This is a genomic window from Sphingomonas sp. AP28, assembly GCF_056680455.1.
Genome location: NZ_CM155283.1, coordinates 3,387,329 through 3,409,390 on the forward strand (window position 1 = coordinate 3,387,329; position 22,062 = coordinate 3,409,390).

The following is a 22,062-nucleotide window of genomic DNA, read 5'->3' on the forward strand; positions in this document are numbered from 1 at the left end:
GTCTCCCCCAATTGGGCCCCAGCCTTCGCCGGGGTGGTGCTAGCGCGCGGCTACCGCTTTCAAGAACGCCGCGATCTTGGACTCGTCCTTGGTGCCCGGTTCGCTTTCTACGCCCGAGGACACGTCGACCAGTTCCGCACCAGTCCGCCGGATGGCCTCTGCCACATTGGCCGGATCGAGCCCGCCCGACAGCGCCCAGGGCAGTGGATGCCGGAACCCGTCGAGCAGGTCCCAGTCGAACCGCAATCCCATCCCACCGGGCAGCGCCGCCGAGTCCGGAGTCTTCGCATCGTACAGGATGCGGTCGGCGACTCCGACGAACCCGTGCGCCGCATCGAGATCGCCGCGCGTACGAACCGCGACCGCGACCCATGTCTCGATCCCGAACTTGGCGCGGATCGCGGCCGCGCGTGCCGGCGTCACCTTGTGGAGTTGCAACACGTCGAGCGCCGCCGAGCCGACCGCCTGTTCGAGCATGTCGTCCTCCGGATCGACGAACACGCCGACCTTCGCGACGTGCCCTGGTACGCGGGCGGCGAGTTCGGCGGCTTTGGCGAACGTCACGTGGCGCGGGGAGGCGGGGAAGAACACGAACCCGACATGGCTCGCCCCGTGCTTGATCGCGGCGTCGAGCGTGGCGGGAGTGGAGAGGCCGCAGATCTTGGCGGTGGTCATGGGGTTTCCTAAAACGGATCGCGGAGGTCCAACGATCCTCCCCCGCAAGGGGGAGGTGGCAGGCGCAGCCTGACGGAGGGGGCGGGAAGGGATGACCGACGTTCCGTGTCCTCCCCCTCCGTCGCCTTCGGCGCCACCTCCCCCTGGCGGGGGAGGATTATGAAGTTAACCCTTGGGTTAAAGCGTCGCGCCGATCGCGCGCGCGGCGATGTCGGGGTCTTCGGCTTGCGTGATCGGGCGGCCGACCACCAGGATCGAGGCGCCGGCGTCCATCGCCTGGCGCGGGGTGACGACGCGCTTCTGGTCGCCGATCTGGCCGTCGGGCAGGCGTACGCCGGGTACCACGAAGAACCCCTTGGGCCAGATCGCCTTCGCCGCCGCAACCTCCGCGCCGGAACACACGATCCCGTCGACCCCCGCCTCGCAGGCGAGTTCGGTGAGCCGCGAAACCTGGTCGTGCGCGTTGCCGATGACCCCAATCGCGGCGAGATCGGTCGCGTCGAGGCTGGTCAGCATCGTCACCGCGATCACCTTCGTGCCGAGCGGGGCGGCAGCCTTCGCGTCCTCGAGCATCGCCCGCCCGCCACTCGCATGCACAGTCAGGATCGCCGGCTTCAGCGCGCCCAAGGCCTGCACCGCCTTGGCCACCGTGTTCGGAATGTCGTGCAGCTTGAGGTCGAGGAAGATCGGCAGGCCGAGTTCCGCCATCGCATGCACGCCGGACTGGCCGTGCGCGCAGAAGAATTCGAGCCCCAGCTTGATCCCGCCGACATGGTGGCGGACGCGTGTCGCCATCGCCTTGGCGCGGGCGAGGTCGGGCGTGTCGAGTGCAACGTAGATCCGGTTGCTCACAGGAGCGACCCCGGCGGCGTAGCGGTCGGCGCAACAGTCGGTGCGATCGTTGTCGGAGTCTCGGCAGGCACGAACGCCACCGGTTCCGGCCGCGGCGTGCGCAGGTCCAGCAACTCGCGCTCGCACGTCGACAGCCGCTGGCGCAGCCGCCACCGGATCGCATGATTGTAGAGCATCGTCGGCACGAACCCGATCAGGAACGTTACGAACAGCAGCAGCGGCAGGTTCACGTCCGCGATCAGCCCGCCCCAGAGCTGGATCTGGACGGCGTTCCAGTTGCTGATGGTGAAGACCGCGGCGATGAACGCCAGCAGGCACCAGAACAGGATTTTCAGGAACTGCATGCGGCGACCCTTTATCATACCCCGATCGCGCCGAAACGCGGTTGGAAACGCAGAGCTACCGCCACATCGGCGTTTTGGCCAGCTTTAGCCGATCTCCGTCCGTAGCTGCGCGATTAGCGGCAGGATCGCGGTCAGCCTCGGCTCCTCCTCGTCAAGGATCGCCAGGAACGCGGCGCGCTTGATCGCCGCCACCCGGCCGGGTTTCATCCGCACGGTGGAGGGCAGCGTCGAAACGGTGATGTCGATCATCCGCTCCGACCCGTGTAGCCGCCCCCAGAGATAGTCGTTCTCGCGGTAGGCGCGGCTGAAGAACGCGCCGAACGTGCCGAACTGGATTCCCTTCAACGTCGCCTCGGCGCCGCCGGAGCGGATCGAGGTCGCATCGTCGGGTGCGATCCGGTCGACCTTGATCGGATCGAACTCGTCGAGCCCTTCGCCCTGCAACAGCGGCAGCGTCGCGGTGTCGAAATACGGGAAGCCGAGATAGGCCAGCAACAGCGTCCGCCGCGTCGGCTTGGCGAGCGCGGCGAACGCCTCCGCCAGCCGCTGGTCGGTCTCCGCATCGAGGCGCTCCAGGTCGAACGTCCGACCGAGCGTCTCCAGCACCGCGGTCGCATCGCCGCGCATCGCCCGCACCGCATCGTGGAGTCCGGCATGCATCTCGGCGCGCAACCGATCGAGATAAGGCGACAGCGATTCGTAGATGGCGTCGCGCATCGGCCCCAGCTCGGGCTCGTCGGCCGCAGTCTCAACCTCCGACAAACGCCGCGCCATCAAACGCAGCCGACGGATACGGAAGCCGATGTCGAAGGTCCGCAGGAACGCGATCGACGCCGCACTGGCGCCGCCCGCATGGCCCGAACCGAGCTGGTCAGCCCCCGAGGCGGCGACATGCGTGACGATCGCCGCCCGGATCTGCGCCAGTCGCCGCGGCCGGTGGTGCTCCCCGGCATCGAACAACAGCAGCGCCAGCGTCTCGATCACCGCGCTGCGCTTCAAATGGCCGTACGCGACGAAGCCATAGCCCGAGCTCGCTGCCGCCGCCTTTTGCGCACGCCGCCGCCACGCGATCAGCCGCGGCGCGGTCGGCCGGCCGAGGAACAATGTGTGGCCGAACAACGATTCGACGTCGGCCTCCACCTCGGGACGGATCGCGGTGAGGATGCCGCGCATCCGGTCGATCCGCGCGGAGCGTTCGGCGATCGCCTCCAGATTGTCGCGGATCGGTTGCTGGCGGGGAATGTCGCTGATCGCGCCGATGATCGTCTGGAAGAAGCCAGGCGTGCCGCCACCGCGATTGAGCCGCAGCTTGATGTCGGGCGAGGGGTCTATGTAGATGAAGCGCCGGTCGATCTGGCGCCGCGCGGGCCGTTCCTTGAGCGCATCGAGCGCGGGCCTGAACGGCGCGTTGGCGAGCACCGATCCGTCGATCAGCACCGCGCTTTCCGCTGCGTTGGCGGCCGTATGCCGCGGCAGGACGCGCGCGAGGAACGCGGGACGTTCCGGCCAATCGATCGTGCGATCCTTAAGCACGCCGTCCAGTTCGGCGACGGTGAACGGTGGGAACGCGCCGGGAAAGCTCGACGTCGCACGCGCCGCGAACGCCAGTTCGGCAGGCGGCGCGAGCGTATCGCACGCACCGCCATTGTCGGTGAAGTCGACCACCAGACGATGCTCGGTCTCGACAACTTCCGACGGCGAATTGAGTTGCAACCGCTCGGGGTGCCCCGAGAAATCGGTGACCGTCACGAACAGGTCGAGCGGCTGGCCCGGCGGCAACAGGCGGGGTCCGCGTTCGCTCGCCGCCATCGCGTCGAACGCATCGAGCAGCAGGTTGGTGAAGGTCTTCCCCCCGAACGGCGGCTCGAACCAGCGCGAGCGGATGAAATGCGACAGCTTGGTCCGCACCTCCTCCCGCGTGGGATCGTCGAGCGCGTCGACCTTGTCGGTGCTGCGCCCTGCGGCCATCCACGCGAGCGGCATCGCCCATGCCTTCGAGAAGCGTGATTTGGGTGCCGCCTCGGTATCGATCAGCGCCTCGACGTCCGCCGACGTCATCCACAGGTCGGTGAGCGGGTCGAGACTCTGCCCGGTCGCGATCGCCTGAGCGAGGAAGATGCCGTTGATCCCGCCCGCGCTGGCGCCCGCGATGATGTCGGCGAGGACACGGACCCGGATCGCGCCATGCGCCTCGATCTCCTGGAGCAGCGCGTGATACACGCCTTCGCTGCCGCCCTTCGGCGTGTCGCCGTCGTGGAAGGCGCGGCTGGCGCAGACGAGGCGCCAGATCTCCTTGGTGATGCCGTGCATGTAGACCGCAAGGCTGATCCCGCCATAGCAGACGAGCGCCAGTCGCAGTTCCTTCTCGCGCATTCTACATCCTCATGCCGCCTCGATCGCTCGGGTGTGATCGCTCGGGGTTTATCCGGTGGCGCCGGCTCGGTTCGTCGGTGTCTTCGTTTCCAGAATAGCCCAGATCGGCAAGTGATCCGAGGCTTTCCGTGCCGCCGGGCTGGCATGGACGCCACACTCGACCACGTTCAAGTCCGACGACACCATGATCCGGTCGAGCCGAGCGACCGCACGCCGCGAATGGAAACTCGCTCCTGTCTCGGCGAACGCATAGTCGCGGCCGAAATCGCGCAGGCACCCGGCGCCCGCGCTCCATTCGTTGAGGTCGCCCATCATCACGGTCGGATGCGCCTGCGCACAGGTATCGACATGGTTCATGATCGCGGCGGCCTGCTTGCGCCGCCACAGCCCTGACAGATCGAGATGCATGCCGAGCACGCGCAACATGCCGCCCGCGAACTGGACGTCAGCCATCACCGCCCCGCGTGGCTCGAGCGAAGGGAGGTGGAGCGGCTCGCTGTCGACGACCCGCGCCGACTTGCGCACCAGGATGACATTGCCGTGCCAGCCCATGCTGAGCGCGCGCAGGCCGAAGTCGACCGGCTTCCAGTCGCTATGCTCCTCCAGCAGGTGATGCGGCAGCACGCAGGCCTTAGCCCCGAAGCGCCGATCCGCTTCCTGGAGCGCGATCACGTCGGCATCGATCTCGCGCAGCACCTCGACCACGCGTTCGGGATTGCGCCGACGGTCGAGCCCGATGCCCTTGTGGATATTGTAGCTGGCGACCTTGATCATGCGTGGGCCCTATAACGCGACGGGCGCGATCCGGGTTGCAGAATGACGGTACGTGACATGCAAAAGGCACGGGCGGTCGATCTTGTGGAAGAATTACGTCTCCGCTCCTCCGTCGTGGAGCGGAGACCGACACCCGAGCGTTGTATGTCCAGATTGTGGGGGAATTGCTGGTGCGTCTTGGTTTGATCGGTGCATCGCTGCTGGCGATGACGTGTGCACTCTCGGCATGCGAGGTGAAAACGACGACCGCCTCGAACACGCAGCAGCCCGCGGCGGCGGCGGCTCCAGCGGCTGCCCCGACCGGGTGGACCACGACCACCGCCGGGCAGTTGCGCAAGGCGATCGCGGCGCGCGGCGCTCACGGCCTAGACCGGATGAGCTTCGATGCGAGTGCGCAACCCGGTGCCGGCGACGACGCGTTGACCAAGGCTGCGTTGGCATACGGCAAGGCGCTGTCGCAGGGCGCGACCGATCCGACCAAGTTGTTCGACGTCTATACCGTACCCCGCCCGCAGGTCGATCTTGGGCGAGGGCTCGCCGCGGCGCTTCAAGCCGGCGATGTCGGCAAGTGGCTCGCCGGGCTGGCGCCGCAGGACGAGAATTACGCGCGCCTATCGAAGGCCTATCTCGCGACGCCGAAATGGGAGCAGACTCCGGCGTCCGCGATCCCCGACACGGGCAAGCCGATCAAGCCGGGCGAAGCCGATCCGCGCGTGCCTGCGATCGCGCACCAGCTCGTTGTGTTCGATTATCTCGACAAGGCGGCGGCGCAAGGCGATCGCCTGACCCCGGCGATGATCCTCGCGATCAAGAAGATGCAGGCCGATTATGGCATCAAGCCGGACGGCATGATCGGCAGCGCGGCGCTCGGCATCCTCAATTTGTCCGACGCGGACCGCGCACGCGCGATCGCGGTCAACATGGAGCGGCTCCGCTGGCTCGATCGCAATGCGCCCACCACGCGGATCGACGTCAATCTCGCGGCGGCACGGCTGAGCTACTGGCGCGACGGCAAACTGGTCGACAGCCGCAAGGTGGTGGTCGGCGAGCCCGACAAGGAAACGCCGCAGCTCGGGTCGCCGATCTTCCGCCTCGTCGCCAATCCGACCTGGACGGTGCCGCGCTCGGTTGAGAAGAAGGAGACGGCGGGCAAGGGCGCCGGGTATCTGCGCGCCAACAACCTGGCGTGGAAGAACGGCTGGCTGGTCCAGCAGTCGGGGCCGAAGAACTCGCTGGGCCTCGTCAAGTTCGACATGTCCAACGAGCACGCGATCTATCTGCATGATACGCCCGCGAAACAGCTGTTCGCCGAGATCCAGCGCCAGCGCAGCCATGGCTGCGTCCGCGTCGAGGATGCGCTCGGGTTTGCCGAGCTGCTCGCAAAGGACGAGGGCGTGACCGATCAGTGGCATGCCGCTCGCGCGACCGGCAAGGAGACGTTCGTCAAGTTGCCGAAGGAGATACCGGTGCGTCTGCTGTACCAGACCGTGCTGTTCGACGATGCGGGCGAGCCCGTCATCCGCGCCGATCCCTATGGCTGGAACGACCGCGTCGCGGTCGCGCTGGGGCTTGGAACGAGTGCGAGCTACAAGCCGGCGGCGCGTGATGCCGACGTCGGGCCGTAATAGCCTGACCTAATCTATGCCTTTGGTAGTCATCCCCTCGCAGGCGGGGATCCATACCGGCTGATATTCGGGGTCATTCGTGCAGTCAGCCAGTATGGGTTCCCGCCTCCGTGGGAACGACCCCTATAGAGCGTCTTACCCCTGAAGCGTCGTCGTCGACGGATAATGCTTGTCGAGATGACGCTTGATAATCCGCAAATTGCGCGTGTTCGAGCGGAAGAAGAAATCCGGAATCGCGCCGACGAACGGGATCATCCCGAACACCCAGTCGATCCCGACATTGCCGAACATCCGCGCCATCTGGATCTTCGACATGCCGATGTTGCGCGCTTCCCAGGCCATCCACGCGCCGACCGCCGCCGCGATCGTGCTGCCGGCGAACGGGATGAGGTCGAGCACTACGTCCATGCCGACCTTGCGGTTGGTGCCGGGGATGACGAACAACCCCTCCATCACGCGCTCCATCGCCTCTACGCGGCGGCGCACCGACAACGCATCCTTGCCGAGCGGCAGCGTCTGGAAGATCTCGCCGGGGGCGATGCGGGTGGTGCGCGGGTTCATGGACCCTAGTTGGTATCGGCGCGCAACCGGTTCAACGGGTGCCACGCGCGCGTATTCGCCTGCCATTGGCTGAGGCGTGTGGAGACCAGCGACCATCGCAGAGGCCGCGCCAACGGAATGAACGCCACGTCCTCGTTCATCGCGGCATCGGCGGCGGCGATCCTCGCGCCGCGTTCGGCGAGCGTCGGCGCCTCGCGTGCCGCTTCCAATGCCGTTCGTACCGCATCGCCGCACGCGACGCAGGCCGCCGCCAGATACCAGCGCGCGCTGTCATAGGGCGCGACCGCATCGACCAGCTTCAGCTCGGCTGCGTCGTCGATCCCGACCCGCCGGGGGACGATCCCGATCGCCATCAGCGACGCCGCGACCTGCGCATACAGCAACGTCGCCCCCGGCCCGGTGGGAAGCGCGATCCGCAGTTCGATCGGTCCCGGAATCTGCTGCTTCCAGCCTGCGACCCGCTGACGCGCGGCGGCGCGACGTTCGTCCTGCGTCAGCAGCGTCCATGCCGGCACCTGCGGCAACGAGGCGGAGTCGAGGATATCCGGCAGGATGCGATCCGCCGCGTCCCAGTTCGGCGCGACCGCCGCCGTCACCGCCGACCGATCGATCGCCTCCGACACGGCGGCGCGGTTGGCGGCATCGGCCAGGAACCCGTCGCGCCGGACGATCGCCAGTCCGAACAGCCCCACCGCCGGATCGACGCGGATGTTCGCCGGCGCGATACTGGTCGCCGCCAGCAACGGCCAGTCGACGAAGCTGCCCCCGCTCACCAGATCGGAGTCGCGATTGGCGAAGCGCGCGATCGCCCGCGCCGCACGCTCGCCGATCAGCCGGACGTCCTCCTGCGGCTTTGCCTCGCGCTGGTCGTCGGGATCGGCTTGGCCGGGATCGAACGCCGGGCGCAGCAACGGTGCACGACCGCGATGTGCCACGCGGAACGGTCCGGTCCCGCCGGTCGGTCGAAGCCGCAGCAACGCGAGTTCAGGTTGCGCGAACAGCTTGAGCAGGTCGGGGCGGGGCCGTGACAGCCGCACCTCGATCACCTGCGGCGTCATCACGACGATCTCGTCGATCGCGGTCAGGAAGGGGGCGAGCGGATTGCGTGCACCCGCTGCTGCCCGTGCGGTATCGGGGCCGCCGATCTGTCGCCGGAGCATCGTCACCACCTGTTCGGCGGTCACCGGCGTACCGTCGCCCCAGTCGCCTTCGCGCAGGCGGAAGATGTAGCTCATCCCGCCGTCGATCACGATCCAGCGCTCGGCGATCCCCGGCTCGATCTGTCCCGCGGCATCGAACCGCACCAGCCCCTGCGCGGTCGAATCCATCAGCAGGCGGGCAGGGGTGTCGAGCGCGACCCGGCTTGCATCGGCGACATGCGGGACGCCGCCGATCGCACTGACGACCACCGCGCCGGTATCCGGCCGCCGATCGCACGCGGCCAGCCCCGCGCATCCGGCGAATAGCGCAACGCTCGCCGTAAGCCGCAAGCGTCGCCTGCGTTCAACGCCCGGTCGCAAACCGGGCCGACCGCCTGAGTCCGATCGCAGCAAAAGAATCTGGTGGAACGTCGACGTCAGCATCCTCGACGGTGTAGGCCCGGACGTCCCGCGGGGCAACGCAGAGGGCACCGCGTACCACCCGATAAACGCCTCGCAACGTTACCGGCCGCCTCGAAATTCGAAGGTGAAGCGATAGGCGCTGTCCTTTGCGGGACGAGCATCCACGCGCCGCACCGGGCTGGCCGCGACCAGGGTCAGCGCGCCGTCCGCGACGTTGACGGGCATGCCGAGCGTCAGATCGATCTGCCTGGACCAGCCGCCGCCCATGACGGTCGCGCGCACCACGAGCCGTCCCGCCCAGACGCACTGCACATCAACCGGGCAGCGACTGTCTTCGATGACCCGGTCCGCACGCACTTTCGGTCCGTCGACGAACGCGGTCTGCCCGAGCGCTATCGGACCTTCGACCGGGACATGCGCCGTGCAACCGGTGACGAACGTCCCGGCCAATGCCCAGATAGCCGCTCGAATCAAGACTGCGCGCTCAACCACAGGATGCGGAAACCACCCGGCCGTCCGCGACGATGACGGTCACGCGCTCTTGCCGATAATCGCGCGTCATCGGATCGCCCGGTGCGAGCCGACGGACCACGGCGCTCCCCGTCCGGCGAAGAATATCCGTGTCGCTAGGCGCGGCCTGCCCGACGAGCGCCGCGGCGGTATCGGCGCGGCATAGCCTCGTACTCGCCCGGTCGTTCGTGCCGATCGAGGCGCAGGCTCCGAGGCACGCTAGCCCGAGCACCGACACCAGCATGCTTCCCTTGATCGTCGTCATCGTCACATCCCCGTCACCATAAGCCGCGCCCTGATTAGGGAGCCGAACCTGAACGGTAGACGGTGCCGACAGCGGATAGCCTTGAGCGAACGGGCGGGGGCGTGCCCCGGTATCCAGTGCAACGGCTTGCAAGGCCGACCGTCCGCGGAAGGCCTTGCACCATCCGGTCAGCTGATATGCACGGCCTTCGTGACCAGATGCGCGGCAATGCCCTCTGGACCGTCCTCGGAACCATGCCCGCTCTCCTTCACGCCGCCGAACGGGCTGTCGGGATAGCTGAGCCGGACATTGTTGATCGCGATCATCCCCGCCTCGATCGCGTCGCCGAGCATGTTCTGGCGACGGCCATTCTCGGTAAAGCAATACGCCGCCAGCCCGAACGGCAGGCGGTTGGCTTCGGTCACCGCGTCCTCGTCCGTCGCGAACCGGCTGAGCAGCGCGACCGGGCCGAACGGCTCCTCGTTCATCGCGCGCGCTGACAGGGGGACGTCGGCCAGCACGGTCGGTTGGAAGAAGAACCCGCCCTGGCCGCCATAGTCGCCACCCGCGAGCAGCTTGGCGCCGTGCCCGGTCGCGTCGCCGACCAGCTCGGCGATCGCATCGGGACGGCGGGCGTTGGCCATCGGGCCCATCTGGCTCGCCGCATCCATGCCGTCGCCGATCTTCAGCGCGCGTGTCCGCTCGGCGAAACCGGCGGCAAACCGGTCGTAGATGCCGTCCTGCACATGGAACCGCGTCGGCGCGACGCAGACCTGGCCGGCGTTGCGAAACTTGTGCGCGACCAGCGTATCGAGCGTCTTCTCCAGGTCGCAATCGTCGAACACCAGCACCGGGCCGTGCCCGCCCAGTTCCATCGTCGTCCGCATCATCGTATCGGCGGCCAGCTTCATCAGCGCCTTGCCGACCGGCACCGACCCCGTGAAGCTCAGTTTCCGCGTGATCGGCGAGGCGAGCAGGTGGCGCGACACCATGTCCGGCACGCCGAACACGCACTGAGCGACATCACCGGGCAACCCCGCGTCCTGGAAGCAGCGCATGACCTCGACCGCGCTACCCGCGGTTTCCTCGGATGGCTTGATGATGATCGAGCAACCGGCCGCGACTGCCGGCGCGATCTTGCGCACGACGTTCATGATCGGGAAGTTCCACGCGCAGAACGCCGCCACCGGGCCGACCGGCTGGTGCAGGACCAGGCTGCGCGTTCCCGATGGGCGGGGCAGGACGCGGCCATAGACGCGCAAGCCCTCGGCGGCATGGAAATCGAGCAGCGCGGCGGCAAACGCGACCTCGCCCTTCGCCTCTGCCTGGATCTTGCCCTGCTCGAGCGTAGCGATACGCGCGATGTGATCGCCGCGCTCGCGCAGCAGTTGCGCGGTCCGGACCAGGATCGCGGCACGCTTTTCCGGCGGGGTCGCACGCCATGCGATAAAGCCGCGCTGCGTCGCCTCCAGCGCACGATCGAGGTCCGCGGCATTGGCGAGCGGCAACGCCGCCTGTCCCGCACCGGTCGCCGGGTTCAGCACGTCGCGAGTCTCGCGACCGCCGCCGCTCAGCCATTCGCCGGCGATGTAGAGCCCGAGCTTGGTGTCATAGGCGGTGGTCATAATCGTCTCCGTTGTTGGCGTCGCGTTCGGCTGAACCGTCATGTCGTCGTCGATCGCCGCCGCGGTAAGACCCAAGGCGTAATCGAGGGATCGTACGTGGCAATCGCCGGATCGATCGAGCGAAATGTCGGGATCGCCCGGCATGGCGATCGCAGCATATGGCAGCGGGTCCCCAGGCTCAACCGGAGCGATGCGATCGTCGCGCCCATCATCGGTGCGGAGGCCCGGCCCCGTGCGACGCCTCGTGTCACGTACATGACACGCATCGGGCATACGGAGCAGGCGCACAGTATCTTGTGCGATCCCACGCGTTTGCGGATCGTGCGCGTCATCATTCGGATCGTGGCCATGACAGAAGTTTCTCGTCGCACGCTGCTCGCCGCCGGCCTGTCCGGTGCGACGCTGTCCGCGTTTCCCGCGGCGATCGCGCGGGCGGCGGCGATCGCACCCGAGGTGAAGACGGGCTCGATCATGGATGTCGAGCACGTCGTCATCCTGATGCAGGAGAATCGCGGCTTCGACCATTATTTCGGGTCGTTGCGCGGCGTCCGCGGGTTTGCGGACCGGTTGCCGATACCGGTCCCGTCGGCGGCCGATGCGACGAAGCCGGCGCCGGTCTGGTACCAAAGCGATCGAACCGCCCCCAACGGTGCTCGGACGGTCCTGCCGTTCCACCTCGCCACGCGGACGAATTTCGACCTGATGCGGATGGAGGGCACGCCGCATAGCTGGCCCGATGCGCAACGCGGGTGGGACGACGGTCGGATGGCGCATTGGCCCGAAGCCAAGAGCCAGCGCGCGATGGGGCATTATCGTCGCGAGGACATCCCGTTCCAGTTCGCGCTCGCGGAGGCGTTCACGGTCTGCGACGCGTATCATTGCTCGGTCCAGACCGGCACCAACACCAACCGCCTGTTCCTGTGGAGCGGCACCAACGATCCCGGCGGCACGCTGGGTGGTCCGGCGATCGGCAATTCGCACGACAGTTTCCCCGCGGACGGCGGCGCTGCCGATCCGTATCGCTGGACGACGGTGGTCGAGCGGTTGCAGGCGAAGGGTGTCGACTGGCGCATCTACCAGGACATGGCCGACAATTTCACCGACAACCCGCTGGTCGGCTTCGCAGCGTTTCGCGATGCGCACCGGGGTGATGGGGATCCTGCCTTACGAGAACGCGCGCTGACGACCCGCGGCCTAGACGTGTTGCGCGCGGACGTGCTCGGCGGGCGGCTGCCGCAAGTGTCCTACGTCATCGCCACCGCGAAAGGCTCCGAGCATCCCGGTCCATCGAGCGCCGCGCAAGGCGCCGCCTATACCGCCGACGTACTCGACGCGCTGACCGCCGACCCCAAGGTCTGGGCGCGAACCGTGCTGCTCGTGATGTTCGACGAGAATGACGGCTTCTTCGATCACGTCCCGCCGCCGGCGCCACCCTCGCATGCCGCCGACGGCACGCTGCTCGGCGGATCGACGGTCGATCTCGAGGGCAGCTATCACCTCCACCCGAGCAAAAGCGATGCCGCGCTCGATCTTCCTGCCTATCGCGGCCGGGCGTATGGGCTGGGCCCGCGCGTGCCGATGTACGTCGTCTCGCCGTGGAGCCGGGGCGGGTGGGTCAACTCGCAGGTGTTCGATCACACCTCGGTGATCCGCTTCCTCGAACGCCGGTTCGACTTCCACGAACCCAACATCGCACCGTGGCGCCGCGCGGTCTGCGGCGACCTGACGTCCGCGTTCGACTTTACCGCCGTCGACCCTGCGCCGTTCGCCGCGATGCCCGATCCGCGGCCCGATGCCGTCCGGGCCGCAGCGATCCCCAAGCAGATAAGCCCACAGGCGCCAGCCGGGTCGCTGCACCCATGGCAGGAACCCGGCATCCGCCGCGCTCGTCCACTGCCCTATGCCTTGGCCGTCAGCGAGAGGATCGCGGCTCGCGCGCTCCATCTGCGCTTTGAAACGGAAGGGACGCAGGCGGCGGTGTTCCACGTCTACGACCGCACCGCTCTGGCGCTAACGCCGCGCCGCTTCACCGTAGAGCCCGGGCACGCGTTGGACGGGCGGTGGCCGTTCGACGACGCGGGCGTTTACGATCTGTGGGTGCTCGGCCCGAACGGCTTCCACCGCCATTTCGCTGGTAGCGGAAACGATCCCGCATACCTGTACCGGATGCAGTGGATCACCACCGCGGACGATCTCGTTCTGCGACTGCCCGGCAGCCATCGCGATCATGGCCTGGTGGCGAGCGTTGCGGCGATCGGCATGCCGCCCAAGGTGATACCATTGGCCGAAACACGCTATCGCTGGCCTCTCCGCGACAGTTTCGGGTGGTACGACGTCACGGTGTCCACAACGACGGCTCCCCGATTTCGGCGTCGCGTGTCCGGTCGCGTCGATGCGCCAGGCCGGATCACGTGCAGCGATCCATTTCCGCCTGACACGCACGCGTCGACCTGGTCGGTCCACCGAGGCCAATAAGACCGCACAGCCGCTAACGCGTCATCCGGCGGGAGACTTCCGATCGGCGTCTTCCTCGCGCAGGAACTTCAGAAGCTCCTCCATCTCGTCCGATCCATAGCGCAGTGCCATGTCGTCCAACTCGATCTCGACCGTAGCGCGATCCTCCAACGACCAACCGGCCAGAATGTCGGCACAGTCGGCCAAGGACCCGCGCGCAACGCTCTTCCACTCCCCACCCGATTTGTCGGTGCGGTAGATCGTGGCTGGCTCACTCAGCGGATAGGTTGTCATGGATCTCGTCTCTTCCGTCCGGCAAATTATGGGATGCGGATGCCCGCCGACTGCATGCCGGCGGGCATTCGAGGTCACTCGTCTTCGTCTTCGGCGTCGATGTTGACGGTCGTCTCGGCGAGCTTCGTCATATATTCGTCGCCACCGTAGATGTCCTTGGTGGCCGCGCTGAGCTTCTTATGGTCGTCCTTGAGACCCAGCGCCTTCGCGTACGCCGTCGCCGTGCCGAACCCGGCGATCCCGTAATGCGTCATCCGCTGATACTGTGCGATGATCATCACATCGAGCAGCGGACCCTTTTCGGGACCTTCTTCAAGGATATGCTTGGTGGCTTCGGCGACGAGGCCTTCCATGCCCTTGCAATGCTCCTTCGAGACCTTCTCGTCGTTCGACGCGATTAGCTCCTTGAGCAGGTCGGTATGCGTCTCGATATCCGCCTGCGACTTGGTCAGCATGTCCTTCAGCGATGCGTCGCTCGCCTTCGACGTGATCTTCTTGAGGACCTTCTTCATCTGGTCGTTCGCGGACCACAAATCCTTCAGCTCGTCGGTGTAGATTTCCTGGAGATCTTCGGGTGCAGACATGGGATCATCCTTATGACTCCACCGAGCGGGATGCGCGGCGGCTGGCTTTGAATTGCGGGGAAGGCGGATCGAAACGTGGCGATATTAGCCGGCGCCGGGCTGCTTTTGCTCGTCCTCGTAGTCGGCATCGGTACCGATCTTGCCGTTGGCCTCGGCTTCGGCGATGCCCGACGTCTCGACGACCTCGATCGTACCCCCGTCAGCGATCGCATGGGGCTCGCGATCCGCATCGGGGTTTGCGGCGATCGTCGTGCCGTCACCGCCGCCCGAGCCTGCAACGCCGTTCGCAGCACTGCCACCGTCTTCGCCGGCCTGACCGCCACCGTGATAGGCGATGTCGGTCTGGCCGCCATGCGCCATGAAACCGGTGTTAGTCTCGGTCTTGCCGGCATGCGGATTGGGGTAGGACCCGCCGCCACTTTCGCCGCCTTCGCTGCGACCGTGAACGTCGGCGCCCTCCTTGCCGCGGGGCGAGTTGGAAACGCCGTCTGGGGCGCCCTTGCTCGCTGGATTGCCGGGAACGGGAGTATGAACCTTGTCACTCATCGGTACGTCCTTCTGAATGTAGCGGATCAAAAACCAGCCCGGTCCGCTCATCCGGAGCGGACCGGGCCGGGACGGAGTTACGGCCGGAGCACGACCTTGATGACGCCGTCCTGCTTGTCGCGGAACTTCTGGTACATCTCGGGTGCATCCTCAAGGCTGGCCGGGTGCGTCACGACGAAGCTCGGATCGATGTCGCCAGCCTCGATGCGCGCGAGCAGCGGCTTGGTATAGGCCTGGACGTGGGTCTGGCCGGTCTTGATCGTCAGCCCCTTGTTCATCATCGCGCCGATCGGGATCTTGTCGCCCATCCCGACATAGACACCGGGGATCGACACCGTGCCGCCCATCCGGCAACTCATGATCGCCTCGCGCAGCACGTGGACGCGGTCGGTGGCGAGGAACGTCGCCGCCTTCACCTTGTCGATCACCGCATCCATCGCGCCATGACCCGAAGCCTCTGCGCCGACCGCGTCGATGCAGCTGTCGGGACCGCGGCCCTTGGTGCGGAACTGGAGCTCGTCATAGACGCTGTCGACCTCGGCGAAGTTGATCGTCTCCGCACCACCCGCCTCGGCCATCGCCAGACGCTCGGGCACCTCGTCGATCGCGATCACGCGGCCGGCACCCAGCATCAGTGCCGAGCGGATCGCGAACTGACCGACCGGGCCGCAGCCCCAGATCGCGACGGTATCGCCCTGCTCGATCTGCGCATTCTCCGCGGCCATGTAGCCGGTCGGGAAGATGTCGGAGAGGAACAGCGCCTGCTCGTCGGTGACGCTGTCGGGCACCTTGATCGGACCGATATCGGCCATCGGCACGCGCAGATACTCGGCCTGACCACCGCAATAGCCGCCCAGCATGTGACTGAACCCGAACAGGCCGGCGGGCGAATGGCCCATCGCCTTGATCGCCATCTCTGCGTTCGGATTGGTCCGCTCGCACGCCGAGAACAGCCCCTTGCGGCAGAAGAAGCAATCGCCGCAACTGATCGTGAACGGCACGACCACGCGGTCGCCGATCTTCAAATTGGTGACTTCGGAGCCGAGCGCGACGACGACGCCCATATTCTCGTGGCCCAGGATGTCGCCCGCCTGCATCGTCGGCTGGTATCCGTCGAGCAAATGCAGATCGGACCCGCAGATCGCGCAGGCCGTAACCTTGATGATCGCATCGCGCGGATGCTTGATCTCGGGATCTGCAACAGTATCGACCCGAACATCGCCTTTTCCATGCCAAACAAGTGCGCGCATCAGAAGATCTCCGTCATAGAATTACAGCGTAGTGCTCACGCACGACATGACATCGCGTCAGACATGACTCGGCAATGGCGCAAACGCCGCCTGATCATCCTCAACACTATGCACTGTCGCCACAAAGTCTCGGCCGCGACGTTTCCGCGTCGTCGCCGTCAGCGTGAACGTATCCCGGGGAGTATAGCGATCAAAGTGGCGTCATCGTTCCTGCGTCACGCCAATATCCGCAGTTAAAATTTCATGTTGATTGTGATCAATATCGATGAACTTAAACTAAATCCAGATACCACAATGAAAGTCCATAGATCGTAAGGACTTGTCGATCTTGATCGCTTTGCAACATCGTTGCGGTTGCGACATTGATGCTGCGGCTTCCTCTGCGCAACGGCGATTGCCCTACCAAGTTTGCGGACGCCGGGGCCAATTCGCAGTGTGGACCGTTAGGACGTCATCGCACCATGTCGACGCCGTTCGCCCGCTACGTCTCCAATGGCGCTGCGGCGTTCCGACGGGCGGGTGCACGATTTCAGGCCCGGGATAACCTCATGCAGATCAAAGCCATTCTCTTCGATATCGACGGTACGCTGGTCGACACCAACGACATGCACGTCCTCGCCTGGGAGGAGGCGTTCGCGACCGTCGGCGCGTCGTTCGACCGCCAAGTGATCCACGACCAGATCGGCAAGGGGACCGACATGCTGGTGCCGACGCTGCTGCCAGACGCGGACGAGGCGCAGCAGGAGAAGCTCGGCGACACGCACGGCGCGATCTTCAAGGCGAAATACCTGGAGACCGCCAAGCCGTTCGCGCAGGCGCACGACCTGCTGGCCCACGCGCATGGTCTCGGGCAGCAGGTCGTACTGGCATCGTCGGCCTCCGAGGCAGAACTCGACCATTACATAGACCTGCTCGACGCACGCGACCTGATCGCCGCGACGACGAGCAGCGACGACGTCGAGAAGACCAAGCCCGCGCCCGACATCTTCGCGACCGCGCTCAAGAAGCTGCCGGGGATCGATCCCGCCGAGGTGATCGTCGTCGGCGACACGCCCTATGACATCGAGGCGGCGGCAAAATGCGGGATCGCCGCGGTCGCGGTCCGATCGGGCAAGTTCAAGGACGAACAACTCAAGTCGGCAGGCGCGATCGCGATCTACGACGACGTGGCGGCCTTGCTCGCCGACTACGCAACCTCGCCGCTGGGACGCTGATCGACATGGCCATCACCCTGAAACCCCTTCGCGATCAGATCATCGTCGTCACCGGCGCAACCAGCGGCAACGGTCTCGCGATCGTCGAAGAGGCCGTGAAGCGCGGTGCCACCGTCGTCGCGACCGCGCGTAACGAAGCGGCGCTGCAGGCCCTGCGTGATCGCCTGTCGACCGATGGCGGGCGCATAGCGATCTGCGTCGCGGACGTCAGCGACATGGCCGCGGTCGAGCGGATCGCCGCCGTCGCGGTCGAGGCGTTCGGCGGCTTCGACAGCTGGGTCAACAACGCCGGGGCAGGGACGTATGGTACGCTCGAGCAGGTCCCGGTCGCCGATCACCGCCGCGTATTCGACGTCAACTATTTTGGTGTGCTGCACGGATCTCTGGTCGCCGCGCGACATCTGCGCGCGCGTGGTGGGGCCATCATCAACGTCGGCTCGATCCTCAGCGACCGCGCGATCGTCGAGCAAGGCCCGTATTGCGCGACCAAGCATGCGGTGCAGGCGCTAACGGATACGTTGCGGATGGAACTGGAGCAGGAGGGGGCCAACATTTCCGTCACCCTCATCAAGCCCGGCGCGATCGACACGCCGTTCCCCGAGCATGCGCGCAACTTCATGGATCAGCCACCGCGCCTGCCGCCGCCGCTCTACGCACCGTCGGTCGTCGCCGACGCGGTGCTGTTCGCCTGCGGAACGCCGCGACGCACACTGTATGCCGGGGGCGGGGGGCTGCTGTCCTCGCTCCTTTCGCGCGCCGCGCCACGGTTAAGCGACAAGATCATGGAACTGGTCGGCACCGTCGCGCAGCAGAAACCGGAAGATCCCGGTGACCCGGCGCGCCGCGACAACCTCTATGAGCCGCGCGTCGATGCGCTGCGAGGCAGCCAGGACGTCCACGCGCGGAAATCGAGCACCGTGTTGCAGGCACAGAAACTCCACCCCGCCATCTTGGTGCTCGGTGTCGTCGGAGCCGGAATCGCGGTTGCCCTAAGCTGGCCGAAGGATACCAGCCGGTGACACCGGATGCCGAAGGGGCAGGGGCGTCGCGCGACTTCGACATCGCGCTCGTCCTCAGCGGCGGCAATGCGCTCGGCGCATTCGAAGCGGGCGTCTACGAAGCGCTGCACCAGCACGGCCTTCAACCCGACTGGATCATCGGCGCCTCGATCGGCGCGATCAACGGGGCCCTGATCGCCGGTTCCGCTCCCGATCGACGGATCGAGACGCTGCGAACGTTCTGGCGACCCGCACCGTCCGGCGCACCGACGCTCCCGTGGTTGAGTGCCCTCGAAACCAGCCGTCGCACGAACGCAGTCGGCTGGTCCGCAACGCTCGGTCGCGCCGGCGTCTTCGGCCCCATGCTCTCCGCCTTGGCACCGTGGACCGACAGCCAGCCGTCGATCTTTGAAACCAACCAGCTCGCCACGACGCTGGAAACGCTGGTCGATTTCGAGCGGCTCAACGTGGGTCCGTGTAGGTACATCGCGACCGCGGTCGATCTCGAAACCGGCGACGACGTCGTATTCGACAGTGCCGCCATGCAGGTCGGACCCGAACACATCCGCGCCAGCGCCGCGCTGCCGGTCGCCTTCCCGCCGGTGGAGATCGACGGCCGCTGGCTGGTCGATGGCGGCCTGTCCGCGAACTTGCCGCTCGATCCGGTCCTCAGCGAACCGCTACCGCGACCAACACTCTGCATCGCGGTCGACCTGTTGCCGCTCCACGGTTCGCGCCCGACGACGTTGGGCGAGGCGACGAGCCGCATGCAGGACCTGATCTTCGCCGCGCAATCCCGCCGCACGATCGAACGGTGGCAAGCCGCGCACGCCGGCCGCCAGGACTTCGCGCTGTCGCTGGTCCGACTCGCCTATACCGAGCAGGCCGATGAAGTCGCCGGCAAGGCGCTCGACTTTTCAGGCCCCACGATCGAACAGCGCTGGTCGGCAGGTCGTCGTTCCGGGATGCTGGCTGTCGAAGGCGTAAAGGCCGGAACGCTGGCGATCGGCGTTCCTGGCTTCCACATCGCGCCGCTTGATTACCGGCAGCCCAGCAACGCCGACCGGTGAGCAGTCAGGCAGGGCCGATAACGTAGACAGGATTGGTGCGGACGGCGGGACTCGAACCCGCACTCCTAGGGAGGGAGATTTTAAGTCTCCTGCGTCTACCGGTTTCGCCACGTCCGCACACGCGCCCAACAAGACGAGGTCGCGCGCAGCGTCAACCCATCTTGCCAGGCCGGCAGCATATTCTTCGACTGTCTACGGTCCCGCGCAGTGGTACCGCTCACACATTCAGGCGCGAGCGCATTTCCTTGCCCGGCTTGAAATAGGGCACGCGCTTGGCCTCGACCTCGACGACTTCGCCGGTACGCGGGTTGCGACCGGTCCGTGCATCGCGTGCACGCGTCGAGAATGCACCGAAACCGCGCAGCTCGACCCGGCCGTCGGCGGCCAGTCGCTTGGATATCTCGTCGAAGAAGGTGCTGACGATCAGCTCCACTTCGTTAGGCTGTAGGTCCGGATGCGCCTCAGCGATCTTAAGGACCAGTTCAGATCGGATCATTCGAGCCCCCGCCCATCTAAAAAACACTTGCGGATTGATACAGGTCAACCTGCGAGGCATTAGCACTTATTACCGAACAGTCAAAAACCAAAGTGGATATGACAACAAAAAGCCCGACATGTTCGAGACATGCCGGGCGTTTTCATCGATAAGCCGTTAGGCTTTTCTTAACACTTACTTCTTCTCGGCGTCCGTGCGGGCCTTGAGAGCCTCGCCCAAGATGTTGCCCAGCGTCGCGCCCGAGTCGGACGAACCATATTGTGCGACAGCCTGCTTCTCTTCGGAGATCTGCATCGCCTTGATCGAGAAGGTGGGCTTCTTCGAACGGTCGAAACCGGTGACCATTGCGTCGAACTTCTGGCCGACCTGGAAACGCTCCGGACGCTGCTCGTCGCGATCGCGACCAAGATCCGTGCGCTTGATGAAGCCAGTCGCGCCATCGTCGCCCTGCTGCACTTCGAGGCCCGCGTCGCGGACTTCGAGAACGGTAACGGTAACGATCGCGTTCTTGTTCAGCTTGTCGCCTGCGGCTGCGATGCCGCCGGCCGATGGCCCGCCGCGCTCGAGCTGCTTCATGCCAAGCGAGATACGCTCCTTCTCGGCGTCGATGTCGAGCACGACGGCCTCGACGGTCTCACCCTTGCGATGCAGGTTGAGCGCGTCCTCGCCCGAAACGCCCCATGCGATGTCGGACATGTGGACCATGCCGTCGACGTCGTTGTCGAGGCCGATGAACAGACCGAACTCGGTCGCGTTCTTGACTTCGCCTTCGACGGTCGAACCGATCGGATGAGCGGCAGCGAATGCCTCCCAGGGATTGGCCTGAGCCTGCTTGAGGCCGAGCGAGATGCGACGCTTCTCGGAATCGACTTCGAGGACCATGACGTCGACTTCCTGCGAGGTCGACACGATCTTGCCCGGATGGACGTTCTTCTTGGTCCAGGACATTTCCGAGACATGGACGAGGCCTTCGATGCCTGCTTCCAGCTCGACGAACGCACCATATTCGGTGATGTTCGTGACGCGGCCGGTGAGCTTTGCGCCGACCGGGTACTTGACCATCGCGCCATCCCAGGGATCGCTCTCCAGCTGCTTCATGCCGAGGCTGATGCGCTGGGTGTCCTTGTTGATGCGGATGATCTGCACCTTGACGGTGTCGCCGATGTTCAGGACTTCGCTCGGGTGACCGACGCGCTTGTAGCTGAGATCGGTGACGTGCAGCAGGCCATCGATGCCGCCGAGATCAACGAACGCACCGTAATCGGTGATGTTCTTGACGACGCCGTCGATGATCTGGCCCTCGGCCAGGCTGAGGATCAGGCCCGAACGCTGCTCTGCGCGCGTCTCTTCGAGAACGGCGCGACGCGACACGACGATGTTGCCGCGCTTGCGGTCCATCTTCAGGATCTGGAACGGCTGGGGGATATCCATCAGCGGGGTGACATCGCGCACGGGGCGGATATCGACCTGCGAACCGGGCAGGAACGCGACGGCGCCGTTCAGGTCGACGGTGAAGCCACCCTTCACGCGGCCGAAGATCACGCCTTCGACGCGGGTCGTTTTGGAGAATTCGGTTTCCAGCTTATCCCATGCGGCTTCGCGACGGGCGCGATCGCGGCTGAGCATCGCTTCGCCGTGGACGTTCTCGACGCGGTCAACATAGACTTCGACTTCGTCGCCGACCTTGAGGTCAGCCTTCTGGCCCGGCGCTGCGAATTCGCGAAGCGGCACGCGGCCTTCCGACTTCAAGCCGACGTCGATGACGGCCATGTCGTTCTCGATGCCGGTCACGGTGCCATGCACCACGCGGCCCTCGAAGCTGTCGGCGTCGCCGAGCGTTTCGTTCAGCATCGCCGCGAAATCGTCGCGGGTCGGCATTACCTGGGTTGCCATAGAATTCAGTAATCCTAGTCTGTTTCCGGCCAAGCGGTTGGGTCCGCTGGTCTTGGCCTTCGTTGCCGCGACGACCGAACGCCGGCGCAGCATCCGGACGGCACAAAGCTGCGGAGGA

The 22,062-nt window shown here is 65.9% G+C and carries 21 protein-coding genes and 1 tRNA gene; 5 read left to right on the forward strand and 17 right to left on the reverse strand.

The features are described 5' to 3' along the window. Positions 1–39 precede the first annotated feature (39 nt). The 5 genes from AC1MH0_RS15560 to AC1MH0_RS15580 all read right to left on the reverse strand — a co-directional run bounded on the left by AC1MH0_RS15560 (position 40) and on the right by AC1MH0_RS15580 (position 5,018). On the reverse strand, positions 40–675 hold the full coding sequence (locus AC1MH0_RS15560; RefSeq protein ID WP_480963503.1) for a phosphoribosylanthranilate isomerase: 636 nt from the start codon (positions 673–675) through the stop codon (positions 40–42). A 177-nt stretch (positions 676–852) separates the two neighbouring features. Then, positions 853–1,527 (reverse strand): orotidine-5'-phosphate decarboxylase, encoded by a 675-nt coding sequence (gene pyrF, locus AC1MH0_RS15565; protein WP_480963504.1) that lies wholly within the window; start codon positions 1,525–1,527, stop codon positions 853–855. Continuing rightward, positions 1,524–1,871, reverse strand: coding sequence for a hypothetical protein (locus AC1MH0_RS15570; RefSeq protein ID WP_480963505.1), 348 nt, complete (start codon positions 1,869–1,871; stop codon positions 1,524–1,526). Before AC1MH0_RS15570 ends, pyrF begins: the two co-directional genes overlap by 4 nt. Before the next feature lie 84 nt (positions 1,872–1,955). Next, positions 1,956–4,244 carry a patatin-like protein gene (locus AC1MH0_RS15575; RefSeq protein ID WP_480963506.1) on the reverse strand — a complete coding sequence of 763 codons (2,289 nt, stop codon included), beginning with the start codon at positions 4,242–4,244 and terminating at the stop codon, positions 1,956–1,958. A gap of 48 nt (positions 4,245–4,292) precedes the next feature. Further along, positions 4,293–5,018 (reverse strand): endonuclease/exonuclease/phosphatase family protein, encoded by a 726-nt coding sequence (locus AC1MH0_RS15580; protein WP_480963507.1) that lies wholly within the window; start codon positions 5,016–5,018, stop codon positions 4,293–4,295. Positions 5,019–5,188: 170 nt separating this feature from the next. On the opposite strand from AC1MH0_RS15580, the gene AC1MH0_RS15585 reads away from it, so the two are divergent. Continuing rightward, positions 5,189–6,643: a L,D-transpeptidase family protein gene (locus tag AC1MH0_RS15585; protein ID WP_480963508.1), complete on the forward strand. Its 1,455-nt coding sequence runs from the start codon at positions 5,189–5,191 to the stop codon at positions 6,641–6,643. Between the two features lie 135 nt (positions 6,644–6,778). Here the strand turns inward: AC1MH0_RS15585 and AC1MH0_RS15590 are convergent, their stop codons facing one another. The 5 genes from AC1MH0_RS15590 to AC1MH0_RS15610 form a co-directional block, all read right to left on the reverse strand. Continuing rightward, positions 6,779–7,204: a DUF4112 domain-containing protein gene (locus AC1MH0_RS15590; RefSeq protein WP_480963509.1), complete on the reverse strand. Its 426-nt coding sequence runs from the start codon at positions 7,202–7,204 to the stop codon at positions 6,779–6,781. Positions 7,205–7,209: 5 nt separating this feature from the next. Next, positions 7,210–8,694, reverse strand: a complete 1,485-nt coding sequence (locus AC1MH0_RS15595; RefSeq protein WP_480963510.1) for an ABC transporter substrate-binding protein — start codon at positions 8,692–8,694, stop codon at positions 7,210–7,212. Positions 8,695–8,865: 171 nt separating this feature from the next. Further along, entirely contained in the window at positions 8,866–9,240 is a 375-nt protein-coding gene (locus AC1MH0_RS15600; protein WP_480963511.1) for a hypothetical protein, read from the reverse strand. 10 nt (positions 9,241–9,250) lie between these two features. Then, positions 9,251–9,541 (reverse strand): I78 family peptidase inhibitor, encoded by a 291-nt coding sequence (locus AC1MH0_RS15605; RefSeq protein ID WP_480963512.1) that lies wholly within the window; start codon positions 9,539–9,541, stop codon positions 9,251–9,253. Between the two features lie 167 nt (positions 9,542–9,708). Further along, complete coding sequence (locus AC1MH0_RS15610; protein ID WP_480965764.1) at positions 9,709–11,145, reverse strand: NAD-dependent succinate-semialdehyde dehydrogenase; 1,437 nt, start codon at positions 11,143–11,145, stop codon at positions 9,709–9,711. 348 nt (positions 11,146–11,493) lie between these two features. On the opposite strand from AC1MH0_RS15610, the gene AC1MH0_RS15615 reads away from it, so the two are divergent. Continuing rightward, positions 11,494–13,620: a phosphocholine-specific phospholipase C gene (locus AC1MH0_RS15615; protein ID WP_480963513.1), complete on the forward strand. Its 2,127-nt coding sequence runs from the start codon at positions 11,494–11,496 to the stop codon at positions 13,618–13,620. A gap of 21 nt (positions 13,621–13,641) precedes the next feature. Here the strand turns inward: AC1MH0_RS15615 and AC1MH0_RS15620 are convergent, their stop codons facing one another. The 4 genes from AC1MH0_RS15620 to AC1MH0_RS15635 all read right to left on the reverse strand — a co-directional run bounded on the left by AC1MH0_RS15620 (position 13,642) and on the right by AC1MH0_RS15635 (position 16,273). Beyond that, entirely contained in the window at positions 13,642–13,893 is a 252-nt protein-coding gene (locus AC1MH0_RS15620; RefSeq protein WP_480963514.1) for a hypothetical protein, read from the reverse strand. 74 nt (positions 13,894–13,967) lie between these two features. After that, entirely contained in the window at positions 13,968–14,477 is a 510-nt protein-coding gene (locus tag AC1MH0_RS15625; RefSeq protein WP_480963515.1) for a ferritin-like domain-containing protein, read from the reverse strand. A gap of 84 nt (positions 14,478–14,561) precedes the next feature. Next, a complete protein-coding gene (locus AC1MH0_RS15630) occupies positions 14,562–15,023 on the reverse strand; it encodes a hypothetical protein (protein ID WP_480963516.1) in 462 nt (153 codons plus the stop codon). Positions 15,024–15,100: 77 nt separating this feature from the next. Further along, a complete protein-coding gene (locus AC1MH0_RS15635; protein WP_480963517.1) occupies positions 15,101–16,273 on the reverse strand; it encodes a zinc-dependent alcohol dehydrogenase in 1,173 nt (390 codons plus the stop codon). A gap of 548 nt (positions 16,274–16,821) precedes the next feature. On the opposite strand from AC1MH0_RS15635, the gene AC1MH0_RS15640 reads away from it, so the two are divergent. From AC1MH0_RS15640 to AC1MH0_RS15650, 3 genes are read left to right on the forward strand one after another with little or no spacing between them, the layout of a single operon-like run. Further along, positions 16,822–17,487 (forward strand): HAD family hydrolase, encoded by a 666-nt coding sequence (locus AC1MH0_RS15640; protein ID WP_480963518.1) that lies wholly within the window; start codon positions 16,822–16,824, stop codon positions 17,485–17,487. Between the two features lie 5 nt (positions 17,488–17,492). After that, positions 17,493–18,506: an SDR family oxidoreductase gene (locus AC1MH0_RS15645; protein WP_480963519.1), complete on the forward strand. Its 1,014-nt coding sequence runs from the start codon at positions 17,493–17,495 to the stop codon at positions 18,504–18,506. Then, a complete protein-coding gene (locus AC1MH0_RS15650; protein WP_480963520.1) occupies positions 18,503–19,555 on the forward strand; it encodes a patatin-like phospholipase family protein in 1,053 nt (350 codons plus the stop codon). The genes AC1MH0_RS15645 and AC1MH0_RS15650 overlap by 4 nt, the downstream gene beginning before the upstream one ends. Positions 19,556–19,588: 33 nt before the next feature. On the opposite strand, the gene AC1MH0_RS15655 is transcribed toward AC1MH0_RS15650, so the two are convergent. The 3 genes from AC1MH0_RS15655 to rpsA form a co-directional block, all read right to left on the reverse strand. Next, positions 19,589–19,672 (reverse strand) — tRNA-Leu (locus AC1MH0_RS15655). A 100-nt stretch (positions 19,673–19,772) separates the two neighbouring features. Then, entirely contained in the window at positions 19,773–20,051 is a 279-nt protein-coding gene (locus tag AC1MH0_RS15660; protein ID WP_056060417.1) for an integration host factor subunit beta, read from the reverse strand. 174 nt (positions 20,052–20,225) lie between these two features. Then, positions 20,226–21,944 carry a 30S ribosomal protein S1 gene (rpsA, locus tag AC1MH0_RS15665; RefSeq protein ID WP_056060414.1) on the reverse strand — a complete coding sequence of 573 codons (1,719 nt, stop codon included), beginning with the start codon at positions 21,942–21,944 and terminating at the stop codon, positions 20,226–20,228. Positions 21,945–22,062: the final 118 nt, after the last annotated feature.

What these genes read in the sequence shown, in the direction of transcription:
- AC1MH0_RS15610 (WP_480965764.1), bottom strand. Translation starts at nt 11,145, where the DNA reads ATGACCACCGCCTATGACACCAAGCTCGGGCTCTACATCGCCGGCGAA.
- AC1MH0_RS15560 (WP_480963503.1), bottom strand. Translation starts at nt 675, where the DNA reads ATGACCACCGCCAAGATCTGCGGCCTCTCCACTCCCGCCACGCTCGAC.
- AC1MH0_RS15575 (WP_480963506.1), bottom strand. Translation starts at nt 4,244, where the DNA reads ATGCGCGAGAAGGAACTGCGACTGGCGCTCGTCTGCTATGGCGGGATC.
- AC1MH0_RS15615 (WP_480963513.1), top strand. Translation starts at nt 11,494, where the DNA reads ATGACAGAAGTTTCTCGTCGCACGCTGCTCGCCGCCGGCCTGTCCGGT.
- AC1MH0_RS15660 (WP_056060417.1), bottom strand. Translation starts at nt 20,051, where the DNA reads ATGATCCGATCTGAACTGGTCCTTAAGATCGCTGAGGCGCATCCGGAC.
- AC1MH0_RS15570 (WP_480963505.1), bottom strand. Translation starts at nt 1,871, where the DNA reads ATGCAGTTCCTGAAAATCCTGTTCTGGTGCCTGCTGGCGTTCATCGCC.
- AC1MH0_RS15620 (WP_480963514.1), bottom strand. Translation starts at nt 13,893, where the DNA reads ATGACAACCTATCCGCTGAGTGAGCCAGCCACGATCTACCGCACCGAC.
- AC1MH0_RS15580 (WP_480963507.1), bottom strand. Translation starts at nt 5,018, where the DNA reads ATGATCAAGGTCGCCAGCTACAATATCCACAAGGGCATCGGGCTCGAC.
- AC1MH0_RS15635 (WP_480963517.1), bottom strand. Translation starts at nt 16,273, where the DNA reads ATGCGCGCACTTGTTTGGCATGGAAAAGGCGATGTTCGGGTCGATACT.
- AC1MH0_RS15645 (WP_480963519.1), top strand. Translation starts at nt 17,493, where the DNA reads ATGGCCATCACCCTGAAACCCCTTCGCGATCAGATCATCGTCGTCACC.
- AC1MH0_RS15640 (WP_480963518.1), top strand. Translation starts at nt 16,822, where the DNA reads ATGCAGATCAAAGCCATTCTCTTCGATATCGACGGTACGCTGGTCGAC.
- rpsA (WP_056060414.1), bottom strand. Translation starts at nt 21,944, where the DNA reads ATGGCAACCCAGGTAATGCCGACCCGCGACGATTTCGCGGCGATGCTG.
- AC1MH0_RS15630 (WP_480963516.1), bottom strand. Translation starts at nt 15,023, where the DNA reads ATGAGTGACAAGGTTCATACTCCCGTTCCCGGCAATCCAGCGAGCAAG.
- AC1MH0_RS15605 (WP_480963512.1), bottom strand. Translation starts at nt 9,541, where the DNA reads ATGACGACGATCAAGGGAAGCATGCTGGTGTCGGTGCTCGGGCTAGCG.
- AC1MH0_RS15590 (WP_480963509.1), bottom strand. Translation starts at nt 7,204, where the DNA reads ATGAACCCGCGCACCACCCGCATCGCCCCCGGCGAGATCTTCCAGACG.
- AC1MH0_RS15625 (WP_480963515.1), bottom strand. Translation starts at nt 14,477, where the DNA reads ATGTCTGCACCCGAAGATCTCCAGGAAATCTACACCGACGAGCTGAAG.